We start from the raw sequence: 26,709 nt of genomic DNA on the forward strand, positions 1-26,709 counted from the left end.
TTGCGGCCCCGCCGCTCCCTCCGCCGGGCCCACCCATCGACGCGCTGTTGTGGCAGCCGGGCGAGATCGTTGCGGGCGAGCAGACCCTCGTGGCCGAACTGCTGCGCGAGGCCGGCTTTGCCAGCGACGCCGCGCGCCGGGGCCTCGCGCAGGCCGACCGGGTGAGCCTCGAGAGCGTGCTCGCCGATCCGCCGCAGGTGCTGCTGGTGGCGGGCGATGCGGCAGGGCAGCGCCATCCGGTGCTGGCGGGGCAGCTGAAGGCGACCCGCATCGCCGCCTTCGACCCCTCGCTGATCTATTGCGGCGGGCCGACGATCCCGCGCGCTCGCGCGCGGCTCGCGGAGATCCGCACACAGGCACAGGTGCAGCCGTGAACCGCGCCAGTCTCGTCTTCGCCGCGCTGCTGGCGATGCTGGTGCCGCTCTCGCTGCTGGCGGGTCGCGTCTGGATCGCGCCCTTCGGCGACACGCCCGCCAACGCTGCGCTGATCCTCGCCGAACTGCGCCTGCCGCGGGCGGTGCTCGCGGTGGTGATCGGCGCAGGCCTCGGGGCCGGGGGCGCGGCGATGCAGGGCTATCTCAGGAACCCGCTCGCCGATCCAGGCCTGTTCGGCATCGCTCCGCTGGCAGCGCTGGGCGCGGTGGCGAGTTTTTGGTGCGCGCCGCTGCTGCCGCCTGCAATCGCGGCGTGGAGCCTGCCGGCGATGGCGCTCGGCGGGGCGGCGCTCGGCATGGCGGCGCTCGCGCTGATCGCCGGGCGCACCGCCGCGGACGGGGCGGAGGGTGCCGGGGGCGGCATCGCGCTCTTCACTCTCGCCGGGCTAATGCTCGCGAGCCTCGCCGGCGCGCTCACCGCGCTGGCCATCACGCTTGCGCCCAGTCCCTTTGCGCTCTCCGAGATCGTGCTGTGGCTCAACGGCGCGCTCACCGACCGCTCGTGGCGCGAGGTCGTGATCGCCGCGCCGCTGACGTGTGCGGGGATCGGCGTGCTGGCGCTGGCGGCGCGAAGCCTCGACGCGCTGACGCTGGGCGAGGCGGCGGCGCGCTCGCTCGGGGTGGAGCCGAAGCGGCTGCTGGGGCTGCTCGTCATCGGCATCGGCCTGACGGTCGGCGCGGGCGTGGCGGTCGCCGGCATCATCGGCTTCGTCGGCCTCGTCGTGCCCCATCTGGTGCGCCCGCTGACCGATCGGCTGCCCTCGAGCCTGATCCTGCCGAGCGCGCTTGCGGGGGCCTGCCTCGTGCTCGCCGCCGACAGCATCGTGCGGGTGCTGCCGCTGGTGACCGAGCTGCGCCTCGGCATCGCGCTCTCGCTGATCGGCGCGCCGTTCTTCGGCTGGCTGCTGGTGCGGATGCGCAAGGGGAGGCTGTGATGCTGGCGGCGGAGAACCTCACCCTGACGCGCGGCGGACGGACCGTGGTTGCGGGCCTCACGGCCGCGCTCGCGCCGGGGCGGATCACTGCGATTGTTGGCCCCAACGGCGCGGGCAAGTCTTCGCTCCTGCTCGCGCTCGCCGGGCTGCTCGAGCCGTCAGGCGGGGCGGTGACGCTCGATGGCAACCCGCTGTCCGCGCTGGCCCCGCGGGCACGGGCCCAGGCGATCGGCTACCTGCCGCAAAGCCCCGACATCGCCTGGGACGTAAGCGTGGAGAGCCTCGTCGCACTCGGCCGCCTGCCGTGGCGCGACCGGGGGACAGCGGCGGTGGAGGCGGCGCTCGCCGCGCTCGATCTCGAGGCGCTGCGCCACCGCCCTGTCAGCCGCCTCTCGGGCGGCGAGCGCGCGCGGGTGCTCTTGGCGCGAGTGCTGGCGGGAGAGCCGCGCTGGATCCTCGCCGACGAGCCGCTCGCTGCGCTCGATCTGGCGCATCAACTCGGCCTGATCGCCCACCTCAAGGCTTGCGCGGGTGCCGGGCAGGGGGTGGTGGTGGTGCTCCACGATCTGGCGCTGGCGATGAACCACGCCGATCACGTGCTGGTGCTGCGCGAGGGCCGCCTGGTGGCCGAAGGGGCCCCCACCGAGGCGCTCGCCGCAGAGGTCATCGCGTGCGTCTGGGGGGTGAGCGCGCGATGGCTCGGCGAGCCGGGGCGGCGGGGGCTGGTGTCCTTTGATATGCTTTAGGACCCTGGCATGCTGTCTGGAAGCAGGATCACGACAGTGAATTCGCCGTCAGGTTCCTGTTGAACCGAGACGAACTTTCCGCCCAAGTTTTCTGCCATCTTTTTGTAAATCTGAAGTTTTTCGATGGGCACATCAGTCATAACGATCTTTTGGCTTGCCATTTCTGACCTCCTTGAAGCGATTTAGATCAGATCTTTGAGAGCATCTGAATTATTCTCGATCTTTTTGACTTCTTCGATGAGCCGTGCCCGGTTGGCTTCGGTACCTCCCGCAATCAATGTCAAAAGCTCGTCGGGCGTGGTGCCTAGCCCAGCATTTTGCATTGCCTGATTCAGATTTCTGAGCCGACGTTTGCGTTCGGTATCGTCCGCGCCACCTGTGGCGTACGTCTCCAATCGGTTTTGATTCTCTCCTGCGCTATACTTAATCTCGACCTGCTTTGCTGCCGACTCTGCTTTGGCTACTTCCGCCACAGCGTTCGGCGCAGCCGTATTTAGTGCATTCCCCACCTGAGGGTTCGACGCCAGCCGTTGCGCAGCGATCCCGGTCGCGAATACCTGTGCGAGGCCGCCATTGGCTTGCGAGCCGGAAATGCCGCCGCGCGCGCCGAAGCTGGCGAAGACCGAATAGGTGTCGATTTCCAGTCCGTTCCCGCCGACGTCGCTGTTTATGCCGGTGGCCATCGAGACATACTTCCCGGCTGGCAGCACCGCCGAAAGGCAGGCCGCCTTGCGCTTGTCGGTGTCGGGCACGATCGAGGCAAGGCTTGTCATGCAGGCGTTGAGCGCGTTGACCACATCGCCTTCAAGCTTGCCGATTGCCGGATACTCATTCGTCCCGTTGGGCCTCAACGGCATCCACACGGCTTCCGACCGGTTATAGCCAACCGTGAACGCAGGAAGCGTCGCGCTGGTGGCTGGCGCGGAAATATCGACCCCGAACTTGGTCTGTGTGGCGAACACCAGCACGTCATTGTGCGGGTTCTTGTCCCTGTGGAAAGCGCACCCCCCCAACAGCGGCAGCGCCGCACACGCGAGCAGCCCTACATATCTCTGGCCCAGCATATGTCCTCCCCCTTCAACGATTCCAGAATTCGTGCCGCATTCTCGGCCTCCACGTCGTCGCGGATAACCACCAGCAGCTGGCATTTGGCCGGGTCGGCGATCACCCATTCGCTGCGATCGAACCCGAGCCAGGCCGCAGAGGCGGTCGCATCGCCGAAGCCCAACCCCAAGCTGCTGCGACGGAAGGCGACGAGGTTGCCCTTGCGTTCGGGAACGACGATGCGGGTGATGCCGACCGAGACGATCTCGCGCGTCGGCCCCTCGGCCGGCAGGGCGACGGTGCAGCCCTGGCAGAGCGCTGCCGACAGCCCGCTCAAAGCAGCCCTCCTGAATATGGTCGATCCCCCCGATGGCCCGCTGCGCACAAGATCACAAAAAGCCCGCTTTGCCAAGCGATTGAATGAGCCGGAGGGCACCGCGCGCGGATGGCAATCCTTGCGAACCTCCAGCCAGGTTGCGACCCTCGAGGGACCCGGCCGGAGAACCGCAAAGCGGACTTCCCTGTGGCGCAGGGGGCAGGGATTGGCGACTTCAGATTTTCTGTAGGGGGGTCTTTTTTCGCCTCAAGCTGCTGAGAAGATGCGAAGATCTATCCTTGCTTGGCGGATCGGCGGCGCTTCTGATGGCTGTGCGGTCGCGCGCGGCGTGCTGCAAGCTGCCACATCGGTTTGCCTATTCGGCCAAATCGCCCTAGCCTCGGCGCTGGCCGCACCGCGGGGGGAGGAGCGACACGCCCCGCAAGGTTGCGAGCCAGGGGGTTCCTATGGGCGATCCGGGGGGTGCGTTCCGCTACAAGGCGTTCATCAGCTACAGCTGGGCCGATGCAAAGTGGGGCAAGTGGCTGCAGCACGGGCTCGAGACCTACCGCACCCCGCGCGCACTTGTCGGCCAGGAACGCGCCCATGGCCCCGTGCCCGCCCGGCTCCACCCGCTGTTCAAGGACCGCGAGGAGGAGGCCGCCGGGGCCAGCATCGGCGCGGCCGTCGAAGCGGCGCTGGCATCGAGCGAATTCCTGATCGTGGTCTGCTCGGCCACATCGGCCAGGTCGAAATGGGTCAACCGCGAGATCGCCTGGTTCAAGACGCACCGCGATCCCGCGAAGGTGCTGGCGCTGATCGTCGGCGGCGAGCCGGGCGATCCCGACCACGAGTGCTTCCCCAAGGCGCTCACCCATCTGGTGGATGCGGACGGCGCGGTCACCGACACGCCCGTCGACACACCGCTCGCCGCCGATGCGCGCGAGACCGGCGACGGCAAGCGCATGGCGCGATTGAAGCTCGCCGCGGCGATGCTCGGCACCGGGCTCGACGAGCTGGTCCGCCGCGACGAGCGCCGCCGCACCTTGCGCACCCGCGCGGTGGTCGCCGCCTCGCTGAGCCTGGCGGCGGTGATGAGCACGCTGACCTGGTTCGCGGTCGAGGCGCGCAAGGAGGCCGAGTTCCAGCGCAACGAGGCCGATGGGCTCGTGGAGTTCATGCTCACCGACCTGCGCGCCAAGCTGGAGCCGGTCGGCCGGCTCGACGCGCTCGACGTGGTCGGCACGCGTGCGCTCGATTACTACGCCAAGCAGAAGCTCGCCGACCTCGATGCCGATGCGCTCGGGCGCCGGGCGCGGGCGCTGCTCTTGGTGGGCGAGCTCTCCAACCTGCGCGGTGACAGCGAAGAGGCGCTCGCCGCCTTCACCGAGGCCGCCGCCTCGACCGCCGAGCAGCTCGCGCGCGATCCGGACAACCCGCAGCGCATCTTCGACCACGCCCAGAGCGTGTTCTGGGTCGGGTACATCGCCTATAACCGCGGCGAGCTGAAGAACGCCGAGGCGCAGTATCGCGAATACAAGCGCCTCGCCGACGCGCTGCTGGCGATCGATCCCAAGAACCCCGAATGGCAGATGGAGAGCAGCTACGCCGAGAGCAATCTCGGGGTGATGTTCGATGCCCAGGGCCGCATCGCCGAGGCCGAACCGGCGTTTGCCGCTTCGCTGAAAATGGCCGAGGCGAGCGCCCGCAGCAATCCAAGCGATACCGCGCAGCAGATCGAGATCGGGATCGCCGCCAACTGGTTGGGGAAATCGAAGGACAAGCTCGGCAAGCTCTCCGAGGCCCTCGCGCTGCACAGGCGCGAGATCGCGATCTATGAACAAGTGTTGCGGCGCGACCCGGCCAATGCCGTGGCGAAGAACCGGCTCGGCGTGGCGCTGCAATTCCTCGCCGGGGTACAGCTCGAGTTGGGCGAACCTGAGGCTGCGCTGAAATCCTTCGACAGGGGGATTGCGGTTCACGCGGAATTGCTGCGGATAGAGCCGGACAACACCGAATGGCAGCAGTCGGACGCGGGCGGCAGGATCCAGAAGGCCAAAGCCCTGATCTATGCGGGACGGCTCGCTGAGAGCCTTGCGTTGATGGACGCGGCCGAGGCGCTGCTCGACCGGATGGTCGCAAAGGACCCTTCGAACGCCGAATGGTCGACCGTCCTGCGCCAAGAGGTGCTCATCGGCCGCGCACGTCTGGCCCTGGCGAGCGGAAAGGCGGCGGAGGCGCGCGGGCCGGTGAGGCAGGTGATCGCCCAGGCCACACGCGAGGCCGATCGTGCCAACCGCACCAGCGCTCTGATCATCGCTGGCGAAATCGAGGCCCGGCTCGGAGAGATCGAGGCTGCGCGCGCCTACTGGACCAAAGGCCTCGAAAGCCTGCCCGCCCTGCCCGGTGCCGATGACGAGCGGTTCGTTCTGCTCAAGCGGCTGGGCCGCGAGGCAGAGGCCCGCAAGGTAGCCGCAGAGTTGGACAGGCGGGGCTATCGTCACCCCGCCTATACCCCCGCACAGTGGTGGTTCGGCGAGGATCAGGGCCGCTACCTCGTCACCGTCCCCGATGTCGCCGCATTGAACGAGGCGCTCTCCAAGGGCACGCGCAACGACGAGACCGCGCAGATCGGCTTCCAGCGCATCGGCACGGTCGGCGGCGATTCGGTGCTGGGCGTGCCCCTTGCGGAGTTGCGCACGGCCAACCAGCGCTTCTTCGCGGAGTGGATGGAGGGCTGATGGCGTCGTCCGGCTATTCCGGCACGCCGCTCGCCAAGAAGCTCACCTTGCGGGACGGCATGCGGGTGTGGTTCGACGCCATGCCCGAGCACGTGATCGACGAGATCGACGAATACGCGCTCGAACTGAGCTTCGTTGCCGACCCCGCCGAGGGGATCGACGCCGCGCATGTCTTCGTCACCGAGAAGGCGGCGCTGGCGGAGCACCTCACGACCTTGCGCCACCAGATCGCGCCCGATGGTCAGATCTGGGTCAGCTGGCCCAAGAAGGCCTCCAAGGTCCCGACCGACATCACCGAGGACACGATCCGCGAGCTGTGCCTGCCGCTGGGCCTCGTCGACACCAAGGTCTGCGCCATCGACGAGACCTGGTCGGGCCTCAAGCTGGTGATCCGCAAGGAACTGCGCTGAGGCGTTACGCCGCCTGCGCCCCGCCGAGCGTCAGCTGTTCTCGCGCGATGCCTTCGCTCTGGAGGATTGCGAGGCACTGGCGGTAGATCTCGGGCTTGCCGATGTTCAGCCGCGCCCGCGCCGCCGAGATATCCTCGCGCATCAGCGCGGCGATGTCCTGGTGCGCGATCTTGGCAGCGGCGCGGCCCAGCGCACGGCCTTCCTTGATCGCGGCGAACAGCGGCGCCTTGGTGCCGCTCACCTTCTTGATCTGCCGCGCGCCGGCATAGGCGATGAACAGGATGCCCTTGTTGTGGTTCTGCTCGTAAGAAAAGCCGAGCAGGCTCGCCTCGCCCAGCGCGTCACGGCCATAGCCGGTGAGGACGTGGAACAGGTCATGCGTGTCGCGCAGCCGGTCGAAATACCACTGGGTCTGGTCCTGCGGCAGGTTTTCGGGCGGTGCCCACTTGTGGCTCTCCGCCACCAGCCCCGCGGCCGAGAGCCCCTCGCGTTTCATGAAGGCGATGTAATGCGCCGCCACCGTCTCGGGCCCGCAATCGGCCCAGCGCGCGTGATCGTCGAGCATGTTGGGCAGGTCGACGCCTTCGGCCATCATCCGCCGGCCTTCAGGCGAGGTGACGAAGGCGCGCGCCTGCGCGTGGCTCTTCCTGCCCTTGGTCGCCTCGATGATGTGGAACACCTGCTCGGTGTCCTCCTTGTCCTCGACCAGCTTGCCGAAATGGTGAAGCACCTTCAGTGGCCGGAACCCCGAGGTCTTGCGATCGGGGGCAATCAGGGGAAGATCGGTGACAGCCATCATGTAGTGTCCTTGGCGCGATTCGCGAATTGGGTTCCTGAGACGCTACTTACATGAGTGTCAGTTAATAGTCCATGCCCCTCCCGACCGAGGTTCAACACGCCCCGATGAATGATCACGACGCTCTGCCCTACGCGCTCGAGCCGCTTGCCGATGCCGAGGCGATCGACCGCGCCCGCGCGCTCGCGGCAAAGCTGCGCGCGCGGCGCACCTGCCGCTGGTTTACCGACGAGCCGGTGCCGCGCGAGGTGATCGAGGCGGCGATCGATGCGGCGGGCAGCGCACCATCGGGGGCGAACCACCAGCCCTGGCACTTCGCCGTGGTGTCCTCGCCCGAAACCAAGCGTGCCATCCGCGAGGCTGCCGAGGCCGAGGAGCGGCGCTTCTACGGCGCGGACGGGGAAATTGCCAAGGCGGGCGAGGAGTGGCTCGCCGCGCTCGGGCCGCTCGGGACCGATGCCGACAAGCCCTTCCTCGAAATCGCGCCGTGGCTGATCGTGGTCTTCGCCCAGAGGAAGGGCGGGATCGACGAGGACGGGGCGACGCAGAACTACTACGTCAACGAAAGCGTCGGGATCGCTTGCGGGATGCTGATCGCGGCGCTGCACGAGGCAGGCGTGGCAACGCTCACCCACACGCCCTCGCCGATGGGGTTCCTGCGCCGGGTTTGCGGGCGGCCCGAGTGGGAAAAGCCGGTGATGATCGTGGTCGCCGGACGACCTGCGCCGGACGCGACCGTCCCGGCCCATGCCCTGCGCAAGAAGCCGCTGACACAGATCGCCAGCTGGCTGTAACGCTCCTTAGGCCGCCAGAAGCTCCTGCTCGGCCGGCTCGCGGCTGGCGAGGAGGTTGTAGGGATCGATACCCTCGGCCCGCCAGACGCGGTGGCACTCGCGATACTTGACCGGCTGCGGGATGCGCAAGGCCGAGCGCACGTCCTCGAGCGGCCGTTCGAGCAGCTGGCGGACCGGCTGCGCGATCAGCGGCGGCGCGCCCTTGCCGATGCGATGCGCCTCGCGCACGGCGCCGAACACCGGCGCCTTGGAGCCCTTCGCCATCTTCTTGATGTTGGCCGCACCGGCATAGCCGATCAGGAGGTGCCCCTGGCTCGGGTTCTGGCCATGGGTGAACAGCAGCACCGACGCCTCGCCCAATGCATCGCGGCCATAGCCGGTGAGCACGTGGAACAGGTCATGCGTGTCGCGTGAACGGTTGAGATACCATTCGACCAGGTCGGGAAAGCGCGGGCGTCCGCTGCGTTCGGCCTCGGCGACGAGGCCCGCGGCGGTCAGTCCCTCGGCTTCCATGAAGTCGCAATAGGCATGGGCGAGGCTGCCCTTGGGTGTGCGGCGCAGCATCGCGTGATCATCGAGGATCTCGGGCAGGCGCGGCTCGGTCCGGCGCAGTTCGGCGCCCGTTTCGGAAAGCGCGAGGCGGGCGATGCGCGGCAGGAAATCCTTGGACGGCAGCGATTCGAAGATCCGGAACACCGCCGCGGTGTCCTCCTTGTCCTTCATCAGCATCCGGAAGTTCTGCACTGCGCGCATCGGGCGGTACTTCGCCTGCGGTCGGTCGGGGTGCAGCAGCACCGTGCCGTCGGCGGCGAACATGCGGGTGTACTGGTCGCGAGCGGTCTGGGTCATGCGGGCCATTCCTGTGCTGAAGCCGGGGGTGTAGCCGCAGCTTGCTTACATGAATGTTAATAACTGATTCGGTTCGCGGTTTGAAACCTTGTTTGCGACGAGCCGTGCCCTTCGCACGATCAATTAACGCGCCAATCCGCCTGCGGCACGCCGAGCAGGGTGAGGACAGCAGTCAGGTCTGCTGCATCCACCCGGCCGTTCGCCGCCGCGCGCGCCTTGGGCTTGGCGCGATAGGCAAAGCCGTAGGTCGCAGCCTCGATCATCGGAATGTCGTTCGCCCCGTCCCCCGTGGCGAGCGAGAGCGCCTCCTCGCCCAGCCCCGCCAGCTCCTCGCGCAGCACTGCGGCCTTGACCGCGGAATCGGTGATCGGCCCAACCAGACCGCCGGTGAGCTTGCCGCCCTCGACCGCGAGGCGGTTGCCGACCACGCGGTGGAAGCCGAGCATCTCGGCCACGGGATCGGCGAAGTGGTGGAAGCCGCCTGTCACCAGCACCGTGCGGGCGCCGAGCGCGGCGAGCGTCGCCACCAGCGTCTTCGCGCCCGGCGAGGCGGTGATGCGCTCGGCGAGGCAGGCGTGGATCGCGCCCTCCTCCAGCCCAGCCAGCAGCGCGACACGTTCGCGCAGGGCGGCCTCGAAATCGAGCTCGCCCTGCATCGCCCGCTCGGTGATTGCGGCGATCTGCGACTTGATCCCGGCGTAATCGGCGAGCTCGTCGATGCATTCCTGCCCGATCATGGTCGAATCCATGTCCGAGACGAACAGGCGTGGCACGGCAATGCCTCCCTGCGCGACCAGCATCGCAGGCGGCGCGAAGGTGTGGTCGATCGCCGCCAGCACCGCCGCCGCGTCGTATCCGTCCATCTGGAGCTCGAGCACGCCCGCATCGCCCTCGGGCCCAGCACTTCCTTCAGGCAACGCTGCCGCCGTCACCTGCACCCCCGCCTCAGCGAGCGCGGCGACCAGCGCATCGAGACGCGTTTCACATGTCTCAGTCTCTGCTATCAGCCGCGCAATGAGCATTCCTGTCACTCCCGAAAATCCGCTCGCGCTCATCGCAGGGCCGACCGCCAGCGGCAAGAGCGCGGTTGCGCTCGCGCTCGCCCATCGCCTCGAGGCCGAGGGGCGACCCGCAGTCATCGTCAACGCCGATTCCGCGCAGGTCTATGCCGACCTGCAGGTGCTCTCCGCGCGGCCTTCCGAGGAGGAGATGGAGGGGATCGAGCACCGGCTGTTCGGCGCGTGGGACGGCGCAGAGGCCTGCTCGGCCGCCCAGTGGGCCGCGCGCGCGAAGGCCGAGATCGCCGAATGCCACGCGAGCGATGCAGTGCCGATCCTGGTCGGCGGCACCGGGCTCTACCTCAAGGTGCTGCTCGAAGGCATTGCCCCCATACCCGAGATCGACCCCGCGGTGCGCGCCGCGGTGCGGGCGATGGAACCGGCCGACGCCTACAAGCTGCTCCAGATCGAGGACCCCGAGCGCGCCCTGATGCTCGACCCCGGTGACAGCCAGCGCATCGCCCGCGCGCTAGAGGTCAAGCGCGCCACCGGGGTGACGCTCGGCGACTGGCAGCGCGCCAAGGCGGGCGGGATCGCCGAGGAGGTGACGCTCCACCCGCTGATCGTCGAGCCCGAGCGCCAGTGGGTCTATGACCGCTGCGACCTGCGATTCGAGGCGATGCTCGACAATGGGGCGATCGCCGAGGTCGAAGCGCTGCTCGCCCGCGGGCTCGATCCCGAGCTGCCGGTGATGCGCGCGATCGGCGTGCCGGAGATCGCCGCGTGGCTGGCGGGCGAGATCGAGGCGGATGAAGTCGTCGCGGCCGGGAGCCAGGCGACCCGCAACTACGCCAAGCGCCAGTTCACCTGGTTCCGGCGCCAGCCCCCGCCCGAGTGGCCCCGGGTACACCCCGATTGGGAGTCGGAAAATATCGACATTGGCGCAGCTTTCGCATCATTGTTGCGCGAATAGAGCTTGACTTGGCAGATTATGACCACTAGCGGCGATGTCACTCGGCCCGATGCGCACCCGCTGCGTCGGGCCGGTTTGCTTATGGAAGCGCCTACCGATGGAGTTCCCCGTGCCCGGTGATCCGGCCCCTGCCCCTTCCGCCAACACCACCGCGATGAGCGGCGCGGCGATCCTCGTCGAGGGCTTGATCGAACAGGGCGTCGAGTTCGTGTTCGGTTACCCGGGCGGCGCGGTGCTCCCGATCTATGACGAGCTGTTCGGCGATGAACGCATCCGCCACATCCTCGTCCGCCACGAAGCCGGCGCGGCCCACGCCGCGGAAGGCTATGCCCGTGCGACCGGCAAGCCCGGCGTCGTGCTGGTCACCTCCGGCCCCGGCGCGACCAACGCGATCACCGGCATTGCCGATGCGTGGATGGATTCGATCCCGATGGTGGTGATCACCGGTCAGGTGCCGACCGCGCTGATCGGGACCGACGCCTTTCAGGAAGCCGACACGATCGGCATCACGCGCCACTGCACCAAGCACAATTACCTCGTGAAGGACCCGGCCGATCTTGCCGCGACGATCAAGGAGGCCTTCCAGATCGCAACCACCGGACGCCCCGGCCCGGTGGTGATCGACATCCCCAAGAACGTCCAGATCGCGATCCCCTCGGAACGTCGCGCGCTCATTCGGGCCGGATCGCACCGCTACGCGCCCCAGACCGTCGCGCCGCCCGAGCAGATCATCGAGGCGGTGGAGCTGATCGCCGCCGCCCACCGCCCGATCCTCTACACCGGCGGCGGCGTGATCAATTCGGGGCCGGAGGCGAGCGCGCTGCTGCGCCGCTTTCAGGACATCACCGGCGCGCCGGTCACCTCGACCCTGATGGGCCTCGGCGCCTTCCCGAGCACGCACCCCGACTGGTTGGGGATGCTCGGGATGCACGGCACCTACGAAGCCAACATGGCGATGAACACCTGTGACGTGATGGTGTGCATCGGCGCACGCTTCGACGATCGCGTCACGGGACGGCTCGATGCCTTCTCGCCGAATTCCAAGAAGATCCACATCGATATCGACCGCTCCTCGATCAACAAGGTGGTGCCGGTCGATCTCGGGATCCTCGGCGATTGCGGGACGGTGCTCGGCCAGATGATCGAGGCATGGGGTGCCCGCAAGGCGCAGGACCTCGGCGAGTGGAAGGCCCGCATCGCCGGCTGGCGCGCGCGCGAATGCCTCGCTTACCCTGAACGCTCGGCCAAGAACCCCGGCATGATCATGCCGCAAAAGGCGGTCGAGCGGCTCCATGCCCTGACCCACAAGCGCAAGCCGATCATCACCACCGAGGTCGGTCAGCACCAGATGTGGGCGGCGCAGTATTTCGGCTTCGAGGACCCCAACAAGTGGCTCACCAGCGGGGGCCTCGGCACGATGGGCTATGGCCTTCCCGCCGCCATCGGTGCGCAGCTCGGCCACCCCGACGCGCTGGTGATCGACATTGCGGGCGAAGCTTCGATCCAGATGAACATTCAGGAACTCGGCACTGCGAGCCAGTATCGCCTGCCGGTCAAGATCTTCATCTTGAACAACGAATACATGGGCATGGTCCGCCAGTGGCAGGAACTGACCTATGAGAGCCGCTATTCGAACAGCTACTCCGACAGCCTCCCCGATTTCGTGAAGCTCGCCGAGGCCTATGGCTGGAAGGGCATCCGCATCACCGCGGAGCGCGATCTGGACGATGGCATCATGCGGATGCTCGACCATCCCGGCCCGGTGATCGTCGATTGCCTTGTCGCGCAGGATGCCAACTGCCTGCCGATGATCCCGTCGGGCGCAGCGCACACCGAGATGCTGCTCTACGGCGACAAGGTCGACGGCACGATGGACGACGAAGCCAAGGCGCTGGTCTAAGGACACTCCCATGCCCATGAAGATTGCCGAAGCGGCCTCCGAGCGCCACGTGCTCGCCGTCACCGTCGACAACGAACCCGGGATCCTCGCCAAGATCACCGGCCTGTTCACCGCGCGCGGCTATAACATCGACAGCCTCACCGTGGCCGACATCACCGAAGACCATGCGGTCAGCCGCATCACCATCGTCACCAACGGGCCGCCCTCGGTGATCGACCAGATCGAGGCGCAATTGGAGCGGTTGGTGCCGGTGCACAAGGTCACCGATCTCACCACCGCAGGGCCCCACGTGGAGCGTGAACTGGCGCTCATCAAGGTCACCGGCACCGGCGAAAAGCGCGTCGAGGCGCTGCGCCTCGCCGACATTTTCCGCGCGCGCCCCGTGGACACCACCACCGAAAGCTTCATCTTCGAAATCACCGGCCCGCCCGACAAGGTCGACAGCTTCATCGCCCTGATGCGCGAACTGGGGCTGGTCGAGGTCGGCCGCACCGGGATCGTGGGCATGATGCGCGGGGCGCAGGGGGCCTAGATATACATTTACCCGTCTTCTCGGCGCAGGCCGGGATCCATTTTCACTACCGCCGGAACTGGGTTCCGGCCTTCGCCGGAATGACGAGGAAGATAAAATGAAAGTCTATTACGACGCCGACGCCGATCTGAACCTGATCAAGCCCAAGAAGGTCGCGATTGTCGGCTACGGCTCGCAGGGCCACGCCCATGCCCAGAACCTGCGCGACTCTGGCGTCGCCGAAGTCGCCATCGCGCTGCGCGAAGGGTCGGCGACCGCGAAGAAGGCGGAAGGCGCGGGCTTCAAGGTGCTCTCCAACACCGCAGCGGCGCAGTGGGCCGACATCATCATGATCCTCGCGCCCGACGAGCATCAGGCCGCGATCTGGGAGAACGACCTCAAGGGCCACATGAAGCCCGGCAGCGCGCTTGCCTTCGCCCATGGCCTCAACATCCATTTCGGCCTGATCGAGCCGCCTGCCGATATCGACGTGATCATGATCGCGCCCAAGGGTCCGGGCCACACCGTCCGCTCCGAATACGTGAAGGGCGGCGGCGTGCCTTGCCTCATCGCGGTGCATCAGGACGCGAGCGGCGCGGCGCATGACGTCGCCCTCGCCTATGCCTCGGCCGTCGGCGGCGGGCGCTCGGGGATCATCGAGACCAACTTCCGCGAGGAATGCGAAACCGATCTGTTCGGCGAGCAGGCCGTGCTGTGCGGCGGGATCACCCACCTGATCCAGGCGGGCTTCGAGACGCTGGTCGAGGCCGGCTACGCCCCCGAAATGGCCTATTTCGAGTGCCTCCACGAAACCAAGCTGATCGTTGACCTGCTCTATGAAGGCGGCATCGCCAACATGCGCTATTCGATCAGCAACACGGCCGAATATGGCGACATCACCACCGGGCCCCGCATCATCACCGCCGAGACCAAGGCCGAGATGAAGCGCGTGCTCGCCGACATCCAGTCGGGCCGCTTCGTGAAGAACTTCGTGCTCGACAACCGCGCGGGCCAGCCCGAGCTGAAGGCCGCGCGCAAGCAGGCCGCCGCGCACCCGATCGAGCAGACCGGCGAGAAGCTGCGCGCGATGATGCCGTGGATCGCCGCCAACAAGCTGGTCGACAAGGCGAAGAACTAGGCCTGAAAGATTTTCACCGCCCGCCTCTTGCGGCGGGCGGTGGAACCATCGCGGGGCGTCGGGTATTGGTCTGCCACACCATGAGGAGACCCCTGCCGATGAACCGCACCACCCTCGCTGCCGTCACCGCCCTTGCCTTCGCGGCGGGCGCCGCCGCCTTCGCCCCGGCGCTCACCGCGCAGGGCGCAGCCCAGGTCCCCGGCGCCAAAGACCCCGCACGCGTCACCGCTGGAACCTATGCCGCCGACCCTGCCCACTCGCTGATCGGGTGGGAGGTGAACCACTTCGGCTTCAACGACTATTACGGCATCTTCGGCGACGTGGCCGGCACGCTCACGATCGATCCGGCCAATCCCGACGCCGCCAAGGTCGACGTGACGATCCCCGTCGCCAATGTCACCACCGCCAGCAAGGCGCTCACCGATCACCTGCTGCGCCCCGGCAAGGATGGCGGCAAGCCCGATTTCTTCGGCCCTGCTCCTGCGCCCGCCCGCTTCGTCTCCACCTCGGTCAAGGCCGAGGGGATGACCGCGATGATCACCGGCAACCTGACGCTTAACGGCATCACCCGGCCCGTCACCTTTGCAGCCGAGTTCACCGGCGCGGGCAACAATCCGTTCAACAAGAAGGCGACGATCGGCTTCGAGGCCGAGACCAGCATCAAGCGTTCGGACTTCGGGGTCGATGCCTATATCCCCTTCGTCGGCGACGAGGTCGAACTCGACATCAGCGTCGCCTTCGAAAAGCAGTAGTCCTCGATGAAAAAAGAGTGACTGGCAGGCCGCAAAGGGGGGGGAGCCCGCCAGTCACCCTCAGTTCGGCGGATCAGAGTCCGAACCAGGACGATCCGCCGTAAACCTTGCCTGCCGGGATCTTCGCCCAGTTGGGGCCACCCTTGGCGATGAAGCCGGAGATGTCCTTGCGCCACTTGGCACGAATGCCCTGGTCGTAGTTCAGGTAGAGCTTGCCGCCGACGATGTCGTAAGCGGTCGGATCGCCCGGCGCGAGATAGCCCTGCGCGATCGCCCAGGAACAATGCCCGCCATATTGCGGGGCGTAGGCGGCGGGGTTGGCCTTGAAGGCGGCGGCGTTCGCGGCGCTCGCGAAGCGCCATTCGGCACCCTTCCAGCTCACCTTGAACTGGGCATTGCCCTTGACCGGCTTGCCCTGCCCGCGGAAATAGCTGACCGTGTCATAGCCGCCGACCGCGATCTTGCCCGCGCTGGCGTAGATCCCGCCATCGGCGAGCGCGGGGGCAGGCACGGCAAGGCCGAGCGGGGCGGCGAGCGCCGCGAGGGCGAGAAGCAGGCGGGCAGTCTTCATCGGTTCGATCCTTGTGCCTGGGGCCGTCGGCAGGCATGCCGCACGACCGGATTGCCCGTCTTTCGCGCGCTCACCTCGAAAGGTTACACCGGCAAAAGGTGTCGGGCCCGGCACAAAAACCGTCGACTTGGCGAAGCGGTTGCTTCAAGGCTTCCCCCCGTCATGCGCCTTTCCGATTGTCACAACATCGACGATTTCCGCAAGCTGGCGAAGGCGCGGCTGCCCTTCCCGGTGTTCGACTATATCGACGGCGCGGCCGATGACGAGCTGACGAGGGCGAGGAACACCGCCGCCTTCGCCGACGTCGATCTGGTGCCCGACGTGCTCGCGGGCGTGGCCGAGATCGACCCTTCCTGCACCATCCTAGGGCGGCGGTCCGCCCTGCCCCTGGTGCTCTCGCCCACCGCGGTGCAGCGCGCCTTCCACTGGGAGGGCGAGCGGGCGGTTGCGCGTGCAGCCGAGAAATACGGGCTGTGGTTCGGCATCTCGAGCCTCGCCACGCGCTCGATCGAGGAAATCGCCGCGCTCACCAGCGGGCCCAAGCTGTTCCAGCTCTATGTCCACAAGGACAAGGGCCTGAACGCACACATGATCGCGCGCTGCCAGGCCGCGAAGTTCGATGCGCTGGCGCTGACAGTCGATACTATCGTCTCGGGCAAGCGCGAGCGGTGCCTGCGCAGCGGCTTCACCACCCCGCCGCGCTTCACCCCGGCGAGCGTCATCAGCTATGCCACCCGTCCGAAGTGGACGCTCGACTATGTTTTCCGGGAAAAATTCCGCCTCCCCAACCTCGACACCCACGTGACCGAAGGATCGGGCAAGGCGGTGAGCATCGCGGAATACTTCAACACCATGCTCGACACCGCGATGGACTGGGACACCGCCGCGCGGATCCGGCAGGACTGGGGCGGGACTTTCGTGCTCAAGGGCATCATGAGCGCGGGCGATGCGCGCCGGGCGGTGGAGATCGGCGCCGATGCGATCATGATCTCGAACCACGGTGGGCGGCAATTGGACGGTTCCCGCGCCCCCTTTGATCAGCTGCCCGAGATCGTCGATGCGGTCGGCGGCCGGATCGAGATCATCTGCGACGGCGGCGTGCGGCGCGGCACCCATGTGCTGAAGGCCCTGTGCAGCGGCGCGAGCGCGGCCTCGGGCGGACGGCTCTACCTCTACGCCCTTGCCGCTGCGGGCCAGCCCGGAGTCGAACGCGCGCTCGGCATCCTCAAGGACGAGATCGAGCGCGGAATGCGGCTGATGGGGGTGACGCGCATCGACCAGCTGACGGGCGAGCGCATCCGGCAGCGACACTGAATTGTGGCCCGCCCGCATGCAACAAAGTGGTGGGGAATACAGAAATGTCATAAACCGGTAACGCAGCGGGCGTTTGGGCTGGCACGCTCGAATTCAGGGGATCTGACAAAATGACCACCGCGCGCGCCTTCGCCTTTGCTCTTCCCGCTCTTGCGCTCCTGCTCTCCGCTTGCGGGAGCGAGCCCGAGCCGAGCGGCAACGATGCCGACAGTTTCGCCGCGCGCATCGGCAAGGGCGAGGCTACGCCGGGAGCGGGCGGCGTGCCGGTGGCGCAGGGCACCGTCGCGCCGACCGTCGCCCAGCCCATGCCCGGTGCCGCGCCCGGCCCCTTCGCGCCCGGCACGCTGACCGACCCGGCCGCAAAGACCTGCGGCGCGCCGCTGATGGGCCCCTTCATCGGCAAGCTCGCCGATCAGGCCACCCGCGCGGAGATCGCCAAGGTGCTCGGCCGCACCGACAACCTGCGCTTCGTCACCTACGGCAGCATCGGCAACGTCAATCCCGATCCGACCAATCCGCGCCTCTCGATCATGCTCGATGCGCAGAACATCATCCGCGACGCGCGCTGCGGCTAGGGCTAACGGGCAATCCGGGCCATTCCCGGCTTGCGCAGCGCGCAATAATCGGCAATGACGCGGCCCATGACGCGGAACGGTCTTGCGCTGCTGCTTCGACTTATGCGCCCTTGGGCGTAGCAGGCCGCGCGTCCCGGACGGCGCGGCGCCGCTCCCAAGGGTAACCTGCCGCAGCCTCCCCGATCTTCTCGCGACGAGCCGTCTCCCATGCCCATGCTCAAGCATCCTTCCGCCAAATATCGTCCCTTCGGCCAGATCGACCTGCCCGACCGCCAGTGGCCGGGCCGCGTGATCGCCCAAGCGCCGCGCTGGCTTTCAACCGACCTGCGCGACGGCAACCAGTCGATCATCGATCCGATGGACGCGGTGAAGAAGCGCCGCTTCTTCGATCTGCTGGTCGAGGTCGGCCTCAAGGAAATCGAGATCGGTTTTCCCAGCGCGGGCGCGACTGAGTTCGATTTCATTTCCGGCCTCGTGAAGTCGGATGCGATCCCCGAGGACGTGATCGTCCAGGTGCTGACGCAAGCCCGCGAAGACCTGATCCGCACCAGCTTTGCCAGCCTTGAGGGCGCGCGGGCGGCTATCGTCCACCTCTACAACGCCGTTTCGCCGGCGTGGCGCGACATCGTGTTCCGCATGAGCCGCGAGGAAGTGAAGGCGATCGCCGTCGCGGGCGCCAAGGTGATGCGGGATGAAGCCGCGCGCTATCCCGGCACCGACTGGCACTTCCAGTATTCGCCCGAGACCTTCTCCACGGCCGAGCTGGACTTCAGCATAGAGGTCTGCGCGGCGGTGATGGAGGTGCTCCGCCCCACTCCCGACCACCCGATCATCCTCAACCTGCCCGCCACGGTCGAGGCGGCGACCCCCAACATCTACGCCGACCAGATCGAATATTTCACCCGTCACCTGCCAAACCGTGAAGCTGCGGTGATCTCGCTTCACACCCACAACGACCGCGGCACCGGGGTCGCGGCGGCGGAACTCGGCCTGATGGCGGGCGCCGACCGCGTCGAGGGCTGCCTGTTCGGCAATGGCGAGCGCACCGGCAATTGCTGCCTCGTGACTATGGCGCTGAACCTCTACACACAGGGTGTCGACCCGGGGCTCGACTTCTCGGATATCGACCGGGTGATCGAGACCGTTACCTATTGCAATGACCTCCCCGTCCACCAGCGCCACCCCTATGGCGGGGAACTGGTCTACACCGCCTTTTCCGGCAGCCACCAGGACGCGATCAAGAAGGGCTTCGAGGCGCGCGAGACGCAGAACGACGAGTTCTGGCGCGTGCCATACCTCCCCATCGACCCGGCCGATCTCGGGCGCAGCTACGAGGCGGTGATCCGGGTCAATTCGCAGTCCGGCAAGGGCGGCTTTGCCTGGGTGCTGGAGAAGGACCAGGGGCTGAAGCTCCCCAAGCGTATGCAGGCGGATTTCTCGAAGCACGTGCAGGCCATGGCCGACGCGCTGGGCCGCGAGCTCAATGCCGCCGACATCTGGGACGCGTTCCGCCGCGCCTATCACGTCAAGATCCACCCCAAGCACTTCCAGCTCGTCCGCTACGAGGAGAGCCGCGCGGCTGACGGCACGCGGATCTTCGCGGGCACCATCGCGGTGGACGGCACCGAACAATCGGTCTCGGGCCGCGGCAACGGGCTGATCTCGAGCGTGATGGGCACGCTCCGTCAGGCCTTCGGGGTCGAGCTCGAGGTGATCGACTACACCGAGCACGCGCTCGGCGCCGGCACCGATGCGCGTGCAGCCGCCTATCTCGAATGCCGCGCGCCCGATGGCCGCACCATCTGGGGCTGCGGGATCGACGAGGACATCGCCACGGCGAGCGTGCGCGCTGTGCTCAGCGCGGCGAATTCGGCTGTGGCGCGCGCCACCTGAGGCTTCATCGCTGCATTTCCGGCTGGAACTGGCGCGCCGTGGTGGTATCAAACCGCCACGCGCACCAACGCGACTGTCCCGGGGGGGATTTCACATGCGTTCGATGATTGCCACCTTCCTGCTGCTGAGCGCCGCACCGCTCGCCGCACAGATCGCCACACCCGAACGGCCCGTGACCGATCCGAAGAGCCTCCAATCGCCCGTCAACCCGCAAGCGCGCGAAGTGCCGCTCGAGGACATCGGCAATTCGCGCGGGGTCGGCGGGGTGACGTGGAGCGCGGACGGCAAGCACATCTTTATCGTCACCAACCTCACCGGGCGCTTCAATATCTGGCGCACGGATGCGAACGGCAGCTGGCCGCTGCAGATGACCCAGTCTGACGAGAGCCAGGGCGGCCTCGCCGCCTCGCGCGACGGCAAGTGGCTCTATTTCCGGCAGGACGCCGGGGGCGATGAATATTACGACATCTACCGTGTCCCCACCACCGGCGGCGCGACCCAGCGGATCACGAACACCCCCGACCTCAGCGAAACCGGCATGGTGCCCGGCGGCGCCGACGGCCTGATCGCGCTGTCGGTGAAGAAGAAGAGCGAAGCGCAGTCCAACCTCGCCGTCCTCGCCCCCGACGGCAGCGTGCGTGTGCTGACCGCCGAGACCGATCCCGATTTCGGCTGGAGCGCCCGCGTCTGGGCCGATGACGGCAGGACGATCTACGCCAACCGCGAAAAGATCGATTCGACCACGACCGAAATCTGGCGCGTCGATGTCGCCACCGGCAAGGCCACGCGGGTGCTCGCCAAGGACAAGACGATCTACGCGCTCGCCGACATCAGCCCCGACGGGAAATGGATCGCGGTCACCACCGATGTCGATACCGGCCGGCCCCATGCAGGCCTCTACGACCTAGCCTCGGGCGCGTGGAAATGGTTGCAGCCGATCCCCTGGGATCAGTCCGCGCTGCGCTTCACCCGTGACGGCAAGGCGCTGCTGGTCGAGAGCAGCGACGACCTGCGCAGCAAGCTGGTGCGGGTCGATCTGGCGAGCGGCACGGAATCCCCGCTCAAGCTGCCGCAGGGGATCAACTTCACCTCCGGCCTCGAACCGCGCTCGCCCGACGGCAAATCGCTGCTGGTGGTCAACATGGCGGCCAATGTCTCGGGCGAACTGAACCGCTACGACCTTGCCGACGACAGCGTCCGGCCGATCACGCAGCTCGCGCTTGCCAGCCTGCGGCCCGAGGCGCTCGCCGGCTCGCAGATGGTGACCTACAAGAGCTTCGACGGCACGCTCATCAGCGCGCTCGTCACCATGCCTGCGAACCTCAAGCGCGACGGCAGCAACCCCGCGATCGTCATTCCCCACGGCGGGCCGACGGGCAAGACCGACGACTTTTTCGACGATGTCGCCGCCGCGCTCGCGAGCCGCGGCTATGTCATCATCGCCCCCAATTTCCGCGGCTCGACCGGCTACGGCAAGGCGTTCCAGGCGGCCAATTACGACGACCTGGGCGGCGGCGACCTCAAGGACACCATCGCCGCCAAGCAGTTCCTCGTCGACAGCGGCTATGTCGATCCCAAGCGCGTCGGGATCTTCGGCGGCTCCTACGGCGGGTTCATGACGCTGATGGCGATCGGCAAGGCGCCCGACGAGTTCGCCGCCGGCGTCCAGTGGTTCGGGATCATCAACTGGCGCACCATGTACCGCGACATGGACGAGGTGCTCAAAGCCTATCTGAGGAGCCTGATGGGCACGCCCGAGGCGAACCCCGAAGGCTACGACCGCGCTTCCCCGCTCACCTATATCGCCAACGCCAAGGCCCCGCTGCTCACGATCCAGGGCGAGAACGACATCCGCGTGCCGCGCGGGCAGGCGCAGGAAGTGGAGGACATCCTCAAGGCCAAGGGCCGAACGGTCGAGACGGTGTTCTACCCGCTCGAGGGCCACGGCTTCAGGAAGCGCGAGAACCAGCTCGATTCCCTCAAGCGTACGGTGGAATGGTTCGATCGCCATCTCAAGCCGCAGATGGCCAAGTAGGCACGGCGGGAAGGAACAGAGGCCCGTGACCGGCATCGATGGAGCCTCGCCGCTTGCCGCCCCGCCGCCGCGACCCGAGGTGCGCAGCGACCTCGGCTGGGCCGACCTGCGCGCAGCGCTCGCGGCGGGCGTGCGCGACTTTCTCGCCATGCCGCGCTTCGGGCTGTTCTTCGGCGGGGTATATGTGCTTGCCGGACTTGCGATCGGCTGGGCGACGGTCAGCGGCGGCAACCTCACCTGGCTGATCCCTGCCATCGCCGGTTTCCCGCTGGTCGCGCCCTTTGTCGCGGTGGGGCTTTACGAGGCAAGCCGCCGCCGCGCCGCCGGTGCGCCGCTGACCTGGCGCGCGGTGCTCGGCGCCTTGAAAGGCCACGGCGACGACCAGATCCTGTCGATGGGGGTGATCGTCTTCGTCGCCTTCGCTTTCTGGATGATCGTCGCCCACGCGATCTTCGCGATCTTCGCGGGAGAGAGCGGAATGGGCCGCGACCCGCTTGCCGCATTGCTGACGCCCGAGGGGCTGGCGATGCTCGCCGTGGGCAGCGCGGTCGGCGGAGCGATGGCCTTCGCCTTCTACGCCATGACCGTCATCAGCCTGCCGCTGCTCGTCGACCGTCGCCACGATTTCCTCACCGCGATCATCGCCAGCCTCGCCGTGGTGCGACGCAACCCCGTCGTGATGCTCGGCTGGGCCGCGATCATCGCAGGTGTTCTGTTCGCGGCGATGCTGCCGGGCTTTCTCGGGCTGATGGTGGCACTGCCGGTGCTGGGCCATGCAACCTGGCACCTCTATGTGCGCGCGGTTGCCTGATTGGGGAATGACGCGGGCCTGCGCGCCGGTTAGGTCTTGCGCCAGAACATTACCGCGAAGCCGGGCAAGGGAGAGACCATGACCGAAGCCATCATCGAGCCCGATCTGCCGATCATCGACCCCCACCACCACCTGTGGGATCTGCGCGCGATGCTGGAGAGGTTCCCCGCGCCGCACCACCCCTTCATCGCCGCGATCGCGCCGCACGCGCATTACACCTTCGACCAGCTCCATGCGCACTTGACCAGCGGCCACAACATCGTCGGCACGGTCTTCATGGAGTGCGGCGCCTTCTACAACGGCGCCTATGGCGAGGCGCTCAAGGTGGTCGGCGAGGTCGAGTATGTGAACGGGGTCGCGGCGCAATCGGCGAGCGGGCTCTATGGCCCTTCCCGCTACTGCGCGGGGATCATCGGCCACGCCGACCTGACCCGCGGCGCGGCTGCGGGCGACGTGCTCGATGCGCTTGCCGCGGCATCCCCCCGCTTCCGGGGCATCCGCCACTCCGCCGCCTGGGACGCCGATCCGGAGGTGCTCGGCGCGCCGTTCCACCATCCGCAAGGCCGGTACCTTGATCCGGCCTTTCGCGAGGGCTTCGCCGAGCTCGGCAAGCGCGGCCTCACCTTCGATGCATGGCTGCTCGAGCCGCAGCTGCCCGACCTTATCGACCTCGCGCGCGCCTTCCCGGATCAGCCGATCTGCCTCGATCATGTCGGCACGCCGGTGGGCCATGCAAGCTACAAGGGGAAGCTCCACGAGCGCTTCGACGAATGGCGCCGCAGCATCAGGGAACTCGCCAAGTGCGAGAACGTGGTGGTCAAGCTCGGCGGCCTCGCCATGGCCTTCTGCGCCCTGCCCGAGGATGGCCCTGCCGCCGGCCACTCATCCGAACACCTCGCCGCGCTGTGGCGCCCCTATGTCGAGACCTGCATCGAAGCCTTCGGCGCGAACCGCGCGATGTTCGAGAGCAATTACCCGGTCGATTCCTGGGGCGCGGACTACGCGGTGCTGTGGAACGCCTTCAAGCGCCTCGCGCGCGGCGCCAGCGCCGAGGAGAAGGCGGCGCTCTTTGCAGGCACGGCGGCGCGATTTTACGGGATCGAGGACGTCCTCGGATGATGCCATGTCACTCGCAAAATCGCGCTTGGCACGCCCGGAACCGGCGCTAGAGACGCGGGTTGATCGCAAAAGCGTTTTGAGGAGAAACCGATGCCCCTTCCCGCCCCGTTCGATCGCCTGCGCCTGCCGCTGATCGGATCGCCGCTGTTCATCGTCTCGGGCCCCGAGCTGGTGATCGCGCAGTGCAAGGCGGGGATCATCGGCAGCTTCCCGGCGCTGAACGCGCGGCCGCAATCGCAGCTCGACGAGTGGCTCCACCAGATCACCGAGGAGCTCGCCGCCCACAACCGCGCGCACCCCAACCGTCCGGCCGCGCCCTATGCGGTCAACCAGATCGTCCACAAGACCAACGACCGCATCGAGGCCGACATGGCGACCTGCGAGAAGTGGCAAGTGCCGATGGTGATCACCTCGCTGGGCGCGCGCGAGGAGGTCTATCAGGCGGTGAAGAACTGGGGCGGGATCACGATGCACGACGTGATCAACAACCGCTTCGCGATGAAGGCGATCGAGAAGGGGGCGACCGGTCTCATCCCGGTGGCCGCCGGCGCGGGCGGGCATGCCGGTGCGCTCTCGCCCTTCGCGCTGATGCAGGAGATTCGCGAGTGGTTTGACGGCCTCGTCGCGCTCTCGGGAGCGATCGGGCACGGTGCCTCGATCCTCGCCGCGCAGGCCATGCGCGCCGATTTCGCCTACTGCGGCAGCGCCTTCATCGCCACCAGGGAAGCCAACGCCACCGACGGCTACAAGAACGGCATCGTCGAGGGTTCTTCGGAAGGGATCGTCTACACCAACCTCTTCACCGGGGTGCACGGCAACTACCTGCGCTCGTCGATCGAGGCGGCGGGGATGGACCCGGACAACCTCCCCGAGAGCGACCCCAGCAAGATGAACTTCGGCAGCGGCGGCAACACCAAGGCCAAGGCGTGGAAGGACATCTGGGGCTCGGGCCAGGGGATCGGGACGATCAAGGAGGTCGGCACGGTCGAGGATCTCGTCGCCCGCTTCGAGCGCGAATATCACGCGGCCAAGGCGCGGCTGGCGGACAATTCGGGCTACGCCTCGTGGGCGGCGATGGCCGAGGCGGCGGAGTAATTCAAGCGGCCGCCCACAGCGCCTCGGCCATGGCGTCGAGCTCGGCGAAGTCGAAGCCGGTGCCGAGCGGGTCCTTGCGGCTCAGCACCACGCGCCGGCGCTCGGCGAGCAGCCGGCGGCGCAGCGCGGCCTGGAGCAGGTGGAGCCGCATCAGCGCCTCGACCAGCGCGGCCTCGTTGTCGAGCCGGCGGGCATGGGCCCAGCGCGCCTCGATCCGGCCGACACGGGCGATCACCACCTCGTTGTAGCGCGGGTGGGGCCCGCGGTGGAGCGGCATGCCGCTGCGCACCGAGGCGGCCTCGGTGGCGGGGAGCAGGAGCCCGTTGCGGCGGAAGTCGTCGAAACCGACGTTGATGCGTCCGACTTCGGCAAACATGCGGCCAAAGCAGCGCTGCGTGAGGAGCTGGCGGGGGAGCAGGTGATGGCGCTGGAGGCCGGGGTCGTATCCCGGCGTGCCCCGCGCGTTGACCGAGCGAAAGGCGATGATCGTCAGGCTGTGCGTGTGACCCCAAGCCCGCATGCCTACTCGCGCCAGACGTTGATCAGGGCCCGGCTGCGTGAGGGGCGCAGCACGAGACGCGAACCGTCGGGGGCGATGATGCGGTCATCCTCGGCCAGCCCGCCGGCGAGCACGAGGTGGTTGACGAGCCGGATGCCGAGCCGGGTGGCGGCCACCCGGTCGGCGCTGAGCGGGGGCTCGATGCGCAGTTCCTGCCCGATCCAGAAGGCGAGGCCGACGCTTTCGAGCGCGGCGTCGGCAGTCTCGGTGAAGGCGGTCAAGCCGAGCGCGGGGAACGGCCCGCCATCGAGCCAGGCGCTGGTGACGGATTCGAAGTATCGCCGCCCGATCGCGGTTGCCGCCGGGGCCCAGCACACCGCCAGCACGTCGTCGAACTGGCGCACGATATCGCAGCCCAGCGCGAGCAGTTCGCGCATCAGCGGGAGGCTGCCGGCCCCCTCGGCCAGATGCGGGCCCGGGCGCAGCACCATCGCCTCGTAGTCGTCGGACGATGGCAGCGCGGGAAGATCGAAGCGGTGCGCGATGGCAGGAAAGGTGCTGCCAGGCCCCGGGGCAAGGCCGCTGAGATCGAAGGTCAACCCGTCGCGCAGCAGCTCGAGCCATTGGAGCTGCCCGGGCCAGACCGCCTCGTCGCCGACCAGAGCGGCTTCGGCGGCGTGGCCCGCGACCGGATCATGGCTCACGCTGACCGCAGGAAGCCGGCCTGCAAATGCCGTCACCGCATGCCGGTCCGGCCGTTTGCCCCTGGCAAACAGCAGATGCAGCTCGGCGTGATGAGCGCGCTGCGCGTGTGAAATTGCAAGGCTCCCCTCGTATGCGGCCCGGAAGATGCCAATACCCCTGCCATCCATTTGGCGCGTTTGCCGAAACTCGTCGAGTCCCCAAACGGCACACCCGTCCCGTTTTGGAGCAATCCCTAGAACAGCCCGAGCCGCAGCCCTTCGGCTATCGCCGCGCCGGTTTCGCGCGCCTTAACGAGCGCCTCTGCCGGAACGGTCTTGGGTGCGGCGATTGCCTCGGGGGTCTGCGCGGCGAGGTTCACGATCACCGGAGGAGCGACGCGCTTCAGGCGCCATCCGGTCGCGATCCGGTCGATCTGGCGCTGGGCCCCCTCCCCGTCCGATCCGGCCGCTATCAGCGTGGCATAGGCCCGCCCCTCGACCTGCCCGAGCAGGGGGTAGTAGGCGCGGTCGAAGGCCTCCTTCATCAGCCCGCTCATGCTGCCGAGGTTCTCGGGGCAGACGAAGAGGTAGCCATCGGCGGCGCGCAGCATCTCGGGCTCCGCCTCTCCTGCCGCGACCAGCCATGCGGCCGCACCCGCCCCCTCGGCCGCCGCGCGTGCGAGCGCCTCGCTCGCGCCGGTGCGGCTGTGCCACAGGATCATGAGGCGCGGGTTCTCGTCCATCGCCGCCAAGGCTTCCGCGCGCACCTGTCGATTG

27 protein-coding genes and 1 pseudogene are annotated in these 26,709 nt (G+C 67.6%); 18 read left to right on the top strand and 10 right to left on the bottom strand.

The window, feature by feature from the left end; genetic code table 11:
* The 3 genes and pseudogenes from AX692_RS20115 to AX692_RS10615 form a co-directional block, all read left to right on the top strand.
* A pseudogene (locus AX692_RS20115) lies at positions 1-374 on the top strand (iron ABC transporter substrate-binding protein); the annotation flags it as partial.
* Positions 371-1,369 (top strand): FecCD family ABC transporter permease, encoded by a 999-nt coding sequence (locus tag AX692_RS10610; RefSeq protein WP_073975675.1) that lies wholly within the window; start codon positions 371-373, stop codon positions 1,367-1,369. The pseudogene AX692_RS20115 and the gene AX692_RS10610, both read left to right, overlap by 4 nt.
* Positions 1,369-2,115, top strand: coding sequence for an ABC transporter ATP-binding protein (locus AX692_RS10615; protein WP_081095251.1), 747 nt, complete (start codon positions 1,369-1,371; stop codon positions 2,113-2,115). Before AX692_RS10610 ends, AX692_RS10615 begins: the two co-directional genes overlap by 1 nt.
* Here the strand turns inward: AX692_RS10615 and AX692_RS19660 are convergent.
* The 3 genes from AX692_RS19660 to AX692_RS10625 are packed head-to-tail and all read right to left on the bottom strand — an operon-like array spanning position 2,112 to position 3,496.
* Positions 2,112-2,276, bottom strand: a complete 165-nt coding sequence (locus tag AX692_RS19660) for a hypothetical protein (protein ID WP_155644981.1) — start codon at positions 2,274-2,276, stop codon at positions 2,112-2,114. The genes AX692_RS10615 and AX692_RS19660 overlap by 4 nt on opposite strands.
* Positions 2,277-2,297: 21 nt before the next feature.
* Positions 2,298-3,179: a hypothetical protein gene (locus AX692_RS10620; RefSeq protein WP_155644980.1), complete on the bottom strand. Its 882-nt coding sequence runs from the start codon at positions 3,177-3,179 to the stop codon at positions 2,298-2,300.
* Entirely contained in the window at positions 3,158-3,496 is a 339-nt protein-coding gene (locus AX692_RS10625; protein WP_073975672.1) for a hypothetical protein, read from the bottom strand. Before AX692_RS10625 ends, AX692_RS10620 begins: the two co-directional genes overlap by 22 nt.
* A gap of 446 nt (positions 3,497-3,942) precedes the next feature.
* On the opposite strand from AX692_RS10625, the gene AX692_RS10630 reads away from it, so the two are divergent.
* Both AX692_RS10630 and AX692_RS10635 read left to right on the top strand, forming a co-directional pair.
* Positions 3,943-6,216, top strand: coding sequence for a toll/interleukin-1 receptor domain-containing protein (locus AX692_RS10630; protein WP_073977667.1), 2,274 nt, complete (start codon positions 3,943-3,945; stop codon positions 6,214-6,216).
* Entirely contained in the window at positions 6,216-6,626 is a 411-nt protein-coding gene (locus tag AX692_RS10635) for a DUF3052 family protein (RefSeq protein ID WP_073975491.1), read from the top strand. Before AX692_RS10630 ends, AX692_RS10635 begins: the two co-directional genes overlap by 1 nt.
* Before the next feature lie 4 nt (positions 6,627-6,630).
* Here AX692_RS10635 and AX692_RS10640 read toward each other — a convergent pair whose 3' ends face one another.
* Complete coding sequence (locus tag AX692_RS10640) at positions 6,631-7,425, bottom strand: ubiquinone biosynthesis protein COQ4 (protein WP_230959562.1); 795 nt, start codon at positions 7,423-7,425, stop codon at positions 6,631-6,633.
* A gap of 104 nt (positions 7,426-7,529) precedes the next feature.
* Between AX692_RS10640 and AX692_RS10645 the strand changes: the two genes are divergently transcribed.
* The gene (locus AX692_RS10645; RefSeq protein ID WP_073975492.1) at positions 7,530-8,216 is read left to right on the top strand and encodes a nitroreductase family protein; all 687 of its coding nucleotides are present in this window, start codon (positions 7,530-7,532) and stop codon (positions 8,214-8,216) included.
* Positions 8,217-8,222: 6 nt separating this feature from the next.
* On the opposite strand, the gene AX692_RS10650 is transcribed toward AX692_RS10645, so the two are convergent.
* Complete coding sequence (locus AX692_RS10650) at positions 8,223-9,074, bottom strand: Coq4 family protein (protein ID WP_081095252.1); 852 nt, start codon at positions 9,072-9,074, stop codon at positions 8,223-8,225.
* A 110-nt stretch (positions 9,075-9,184) separates the two neighbouring features.
* The gene (gene serB, locus AX692_RS10655; protein WP_073975493.1) at positions 9,185-10,087 is read right to left on the bottom strand and encodes a phosphoserine phosphatase SerB; all 903 of its coding nucleotides are present in this window, start codon (positions 10,085-10,087) and stop codon (positions 9,185-9,187) included.
* On the opposite strand from serB, the gene miaA reads away from it, so the two are divergent.
* The 5 genes from miaA to AX692_RS10680 all read left to right on the top strand — a co-directional run bounded on the left by miaA (position 10,080) and on the right by AX692_RS10680 (position 15,337).
* Complete coding sequence (gene miaA, locus AX692_RS10660) at positions 10,080-11,036, top strand: tRNA (adenosine(37)-N6)-dimethylallyltransferase MiaA (protein ID WP_073975494.1); 957 nt, start codon at positions 10,080-10,082, stop codon at positions 11,034-11,036. The two genes, serB and miaA, sit on opposite strands and share 8 nt — an antisense overlap.
* 97 nt (positions 11,037-11,133) lie before the next feature.
* A complete protein-coding gene (gene ilvB / locus AX692_RS10665; protein ID WP_419470489.1) occupies positions 11,134-12,936 on the top strand; it encodes a biosynthetic-type acetolactate synthase large subunit in 1,803 nt (600 codons plus the stop codon).
* 16 nt (positions 12,937-12,952) lie between these two features.
* Complete coding sequence (ilvN, locus tag AX692_RS10670; protein ID WP_073975495.1) at positions 12,953-13,468, top strand: acetolactate synthase small subunit; 516 nt, start codon at positions 12,953-12,955, stop codon at positions 13,466-13,468.
* Between the two features lie 97 nt (positions 13,469-13,565).
* Positions 13,566-14,585 carry a ketol-acid reductoisomerase gene (gene ilvC / locus AX692_RS10675; RefSeq protein WP_073975496.1) on the top strand — a complete coding sequence of 340 codons (1,020 nt, stop codon included), beginning with the start codon at positions 13,566-13,568 and terminating at the stop codon, positions 14,583-14,585.
* A 98-nt stretch (positions 14,586-14,683) separates the two neighbouring features.
* The gene (locus AX692_RS10680; protein ID WP_073975497.1) at positions 14,684-15,337 is read left to right on the top strand and encodes a YceI family protein; all 654 of its coding nucleotides are present in this window, start codon (positions 14,684-14,686) and stop codon (positions 15,335-15,337) included.
* 73 nt (positions 15,338-15,410) lie between these two features.
* On the opposite strand, the gene AX692_RS10685 is transcribed toward AX692_RS10680, so the two are convergent.
* Positions 15,411-15,908: a YHS domain-containing (seleno)protein gene (locus AX692_RS10685; RefSeq protein ID WP_073975498.1), complete on the bottom strand. Its 498-nt coding sequence runs from the start codon at positions 15,906-15,908 to the stop codon at positions 15,411-15,413.
* Positions 15,909-16,070: 162 nt separating this feature from the next.
* Here AX692_RS10685 and AX692_RS10690 point away from each other — a divergent pair, with 162 nt between their 5' ends.
* From AX692_RS10690 to AX692_RS10720, 7 genes are all read left to right on the top strand, one after another.
* A complete protein-coding gene (locus AX692_RS10690; RefSeq protein WP_073975499.1) occupies positions 16,071-17,222 on the top strand; it encodes an alpha-hydroxy acid oxidase in 1,152 nt (383 codons plus the stop codon).
* A gap of 110 nt (positions 17,223-17,332) precedes the next feature.
* Positions 17,333-17,797: a hypothetical protein gene (locus AX692_RS10695; RefSeq protein ID WP_073975500.1), complete on the top strand. Its 465-nt coding sequence runs from the start codon at positions 17,333-17,335 to the stop codon at positions 17,795-17,797.
* A 207-nt stretch (positions 17,798-18,004) separates the two neighbouring features.
* Positions 18,005-19,690 carry a 2-isopropylmalate synthase gene (leuA, locus tag AX692_RS10700; protein ID WP_073975501.1) on the top strand — a complete coding sequence of 562 codons (1,686 nt, stop codon included), beginning with the start codon at positions 18,005-18,007 and terminating at the stop codon, positions 19,688-19,690.
* A 94-nt stretch (positions 19,691-19,784) separates the two neighbouring features.
* Positions 19,785-21,725 (top strand): alpha/beta hydrolase family protein, encoded by a 1,941-nt coding sequence (locus AX692_RS10705; protein ID WP_073975502.1) that lies wholly within the window; start codon positions 19,785-19,787, stop codon positions 21,723-21,725.
* 25 nt (positions 21,726-21,750) lie between these two features.
* Positions 21,751-22,536, top strand: coding sequence for a DUF2189 domain-containing protein (locus AX692_RS10710; RefSeq protein ID WP_230959561.1), 786 nt, complete (start codon positions 21,751-21,753; stop codon positions 22,534-22,536).
* Positions 22,537-22,614: 78 nt separating this feature from the next.
* The gene (locus tag AX692_RS10715; RefSeq protein WP_073975519.1) at positions 22,615-23,655 is read left to right on the top strand and encodes an amidohydrolase family protein; all 1,041 of its coding nucleotides are present in this window, start codon (positions 22,615-22,617) and stop codon (positions 23,653-23,655) included.
* 90 nt (positions 23,656-23,745) lie between these two features.
* On the top strand, positions 23,746-24,750 hold the full coding sequence (locus AX692_RS10720) for an NAD(P)H-dependent flavin oxidoreductase (protein ID WP_073975503.1): 1,005 nt from the start codon (positions 23,746-23,748) through the stop codon (positions 24,748-24,750).
* Between the two features lies 1 nt (position 24,751).
* Here AX692_RS10720 and AX692_RS10725 read toward each other — a convergent pair whose 3' ends face one another.
* The 3 genes from AX692_RS10725 to AX692_RS10735 form a co-directional block, all read right to left on the bottom strand.
* A complete protein-coding gene (locus tag AX692_RS10725; protein ID WP_081095253.1) occupies positions 24,752-25,270 on the bottom strand; it encodes an AHH domain-containing protein in 519 nt (172 codons plus the stop codon).
* 2 nt (positions 25,271-25,272) lie between these two features.
* On the bottom strand, positions 25,273-25,953 hold the full coding sequence (locus AX692_RS10730) for a hypothetical protein (protein ID WP_155644878.1): 681 nt from the start codon (positions 25,951-25,953) through the stop codon (positions 25,273-25,275).
* A gap of 233 nt (positions 25,954-26,186) precedes the next feature.
* Positions 26,187-26,675 carry a flavodoxin family protein gene (locus AX692_RS10735; RefSeq protein ID WP_073975521.1) on the bottom strand — a complete coding sequence of 163 codons (489 nt, stop codon included), beginning with the start codon at positions 26,673-26,675 and terminating at the stop codon, positions 26,187-26,189.
* Positions 26,676-26,709: the final 34 nt, after the last annotated feature.

It is taken from the genome of Erythrobacter donghaensis (assembly GCF_001557325.1).
Lineage (GTDB): Bacteria > Pseudomonadota > Alphaproteobacteria > Sphingomonadales > Sphingomonadaceae > Erythrobacter > Erythrobacter donghaensis_B.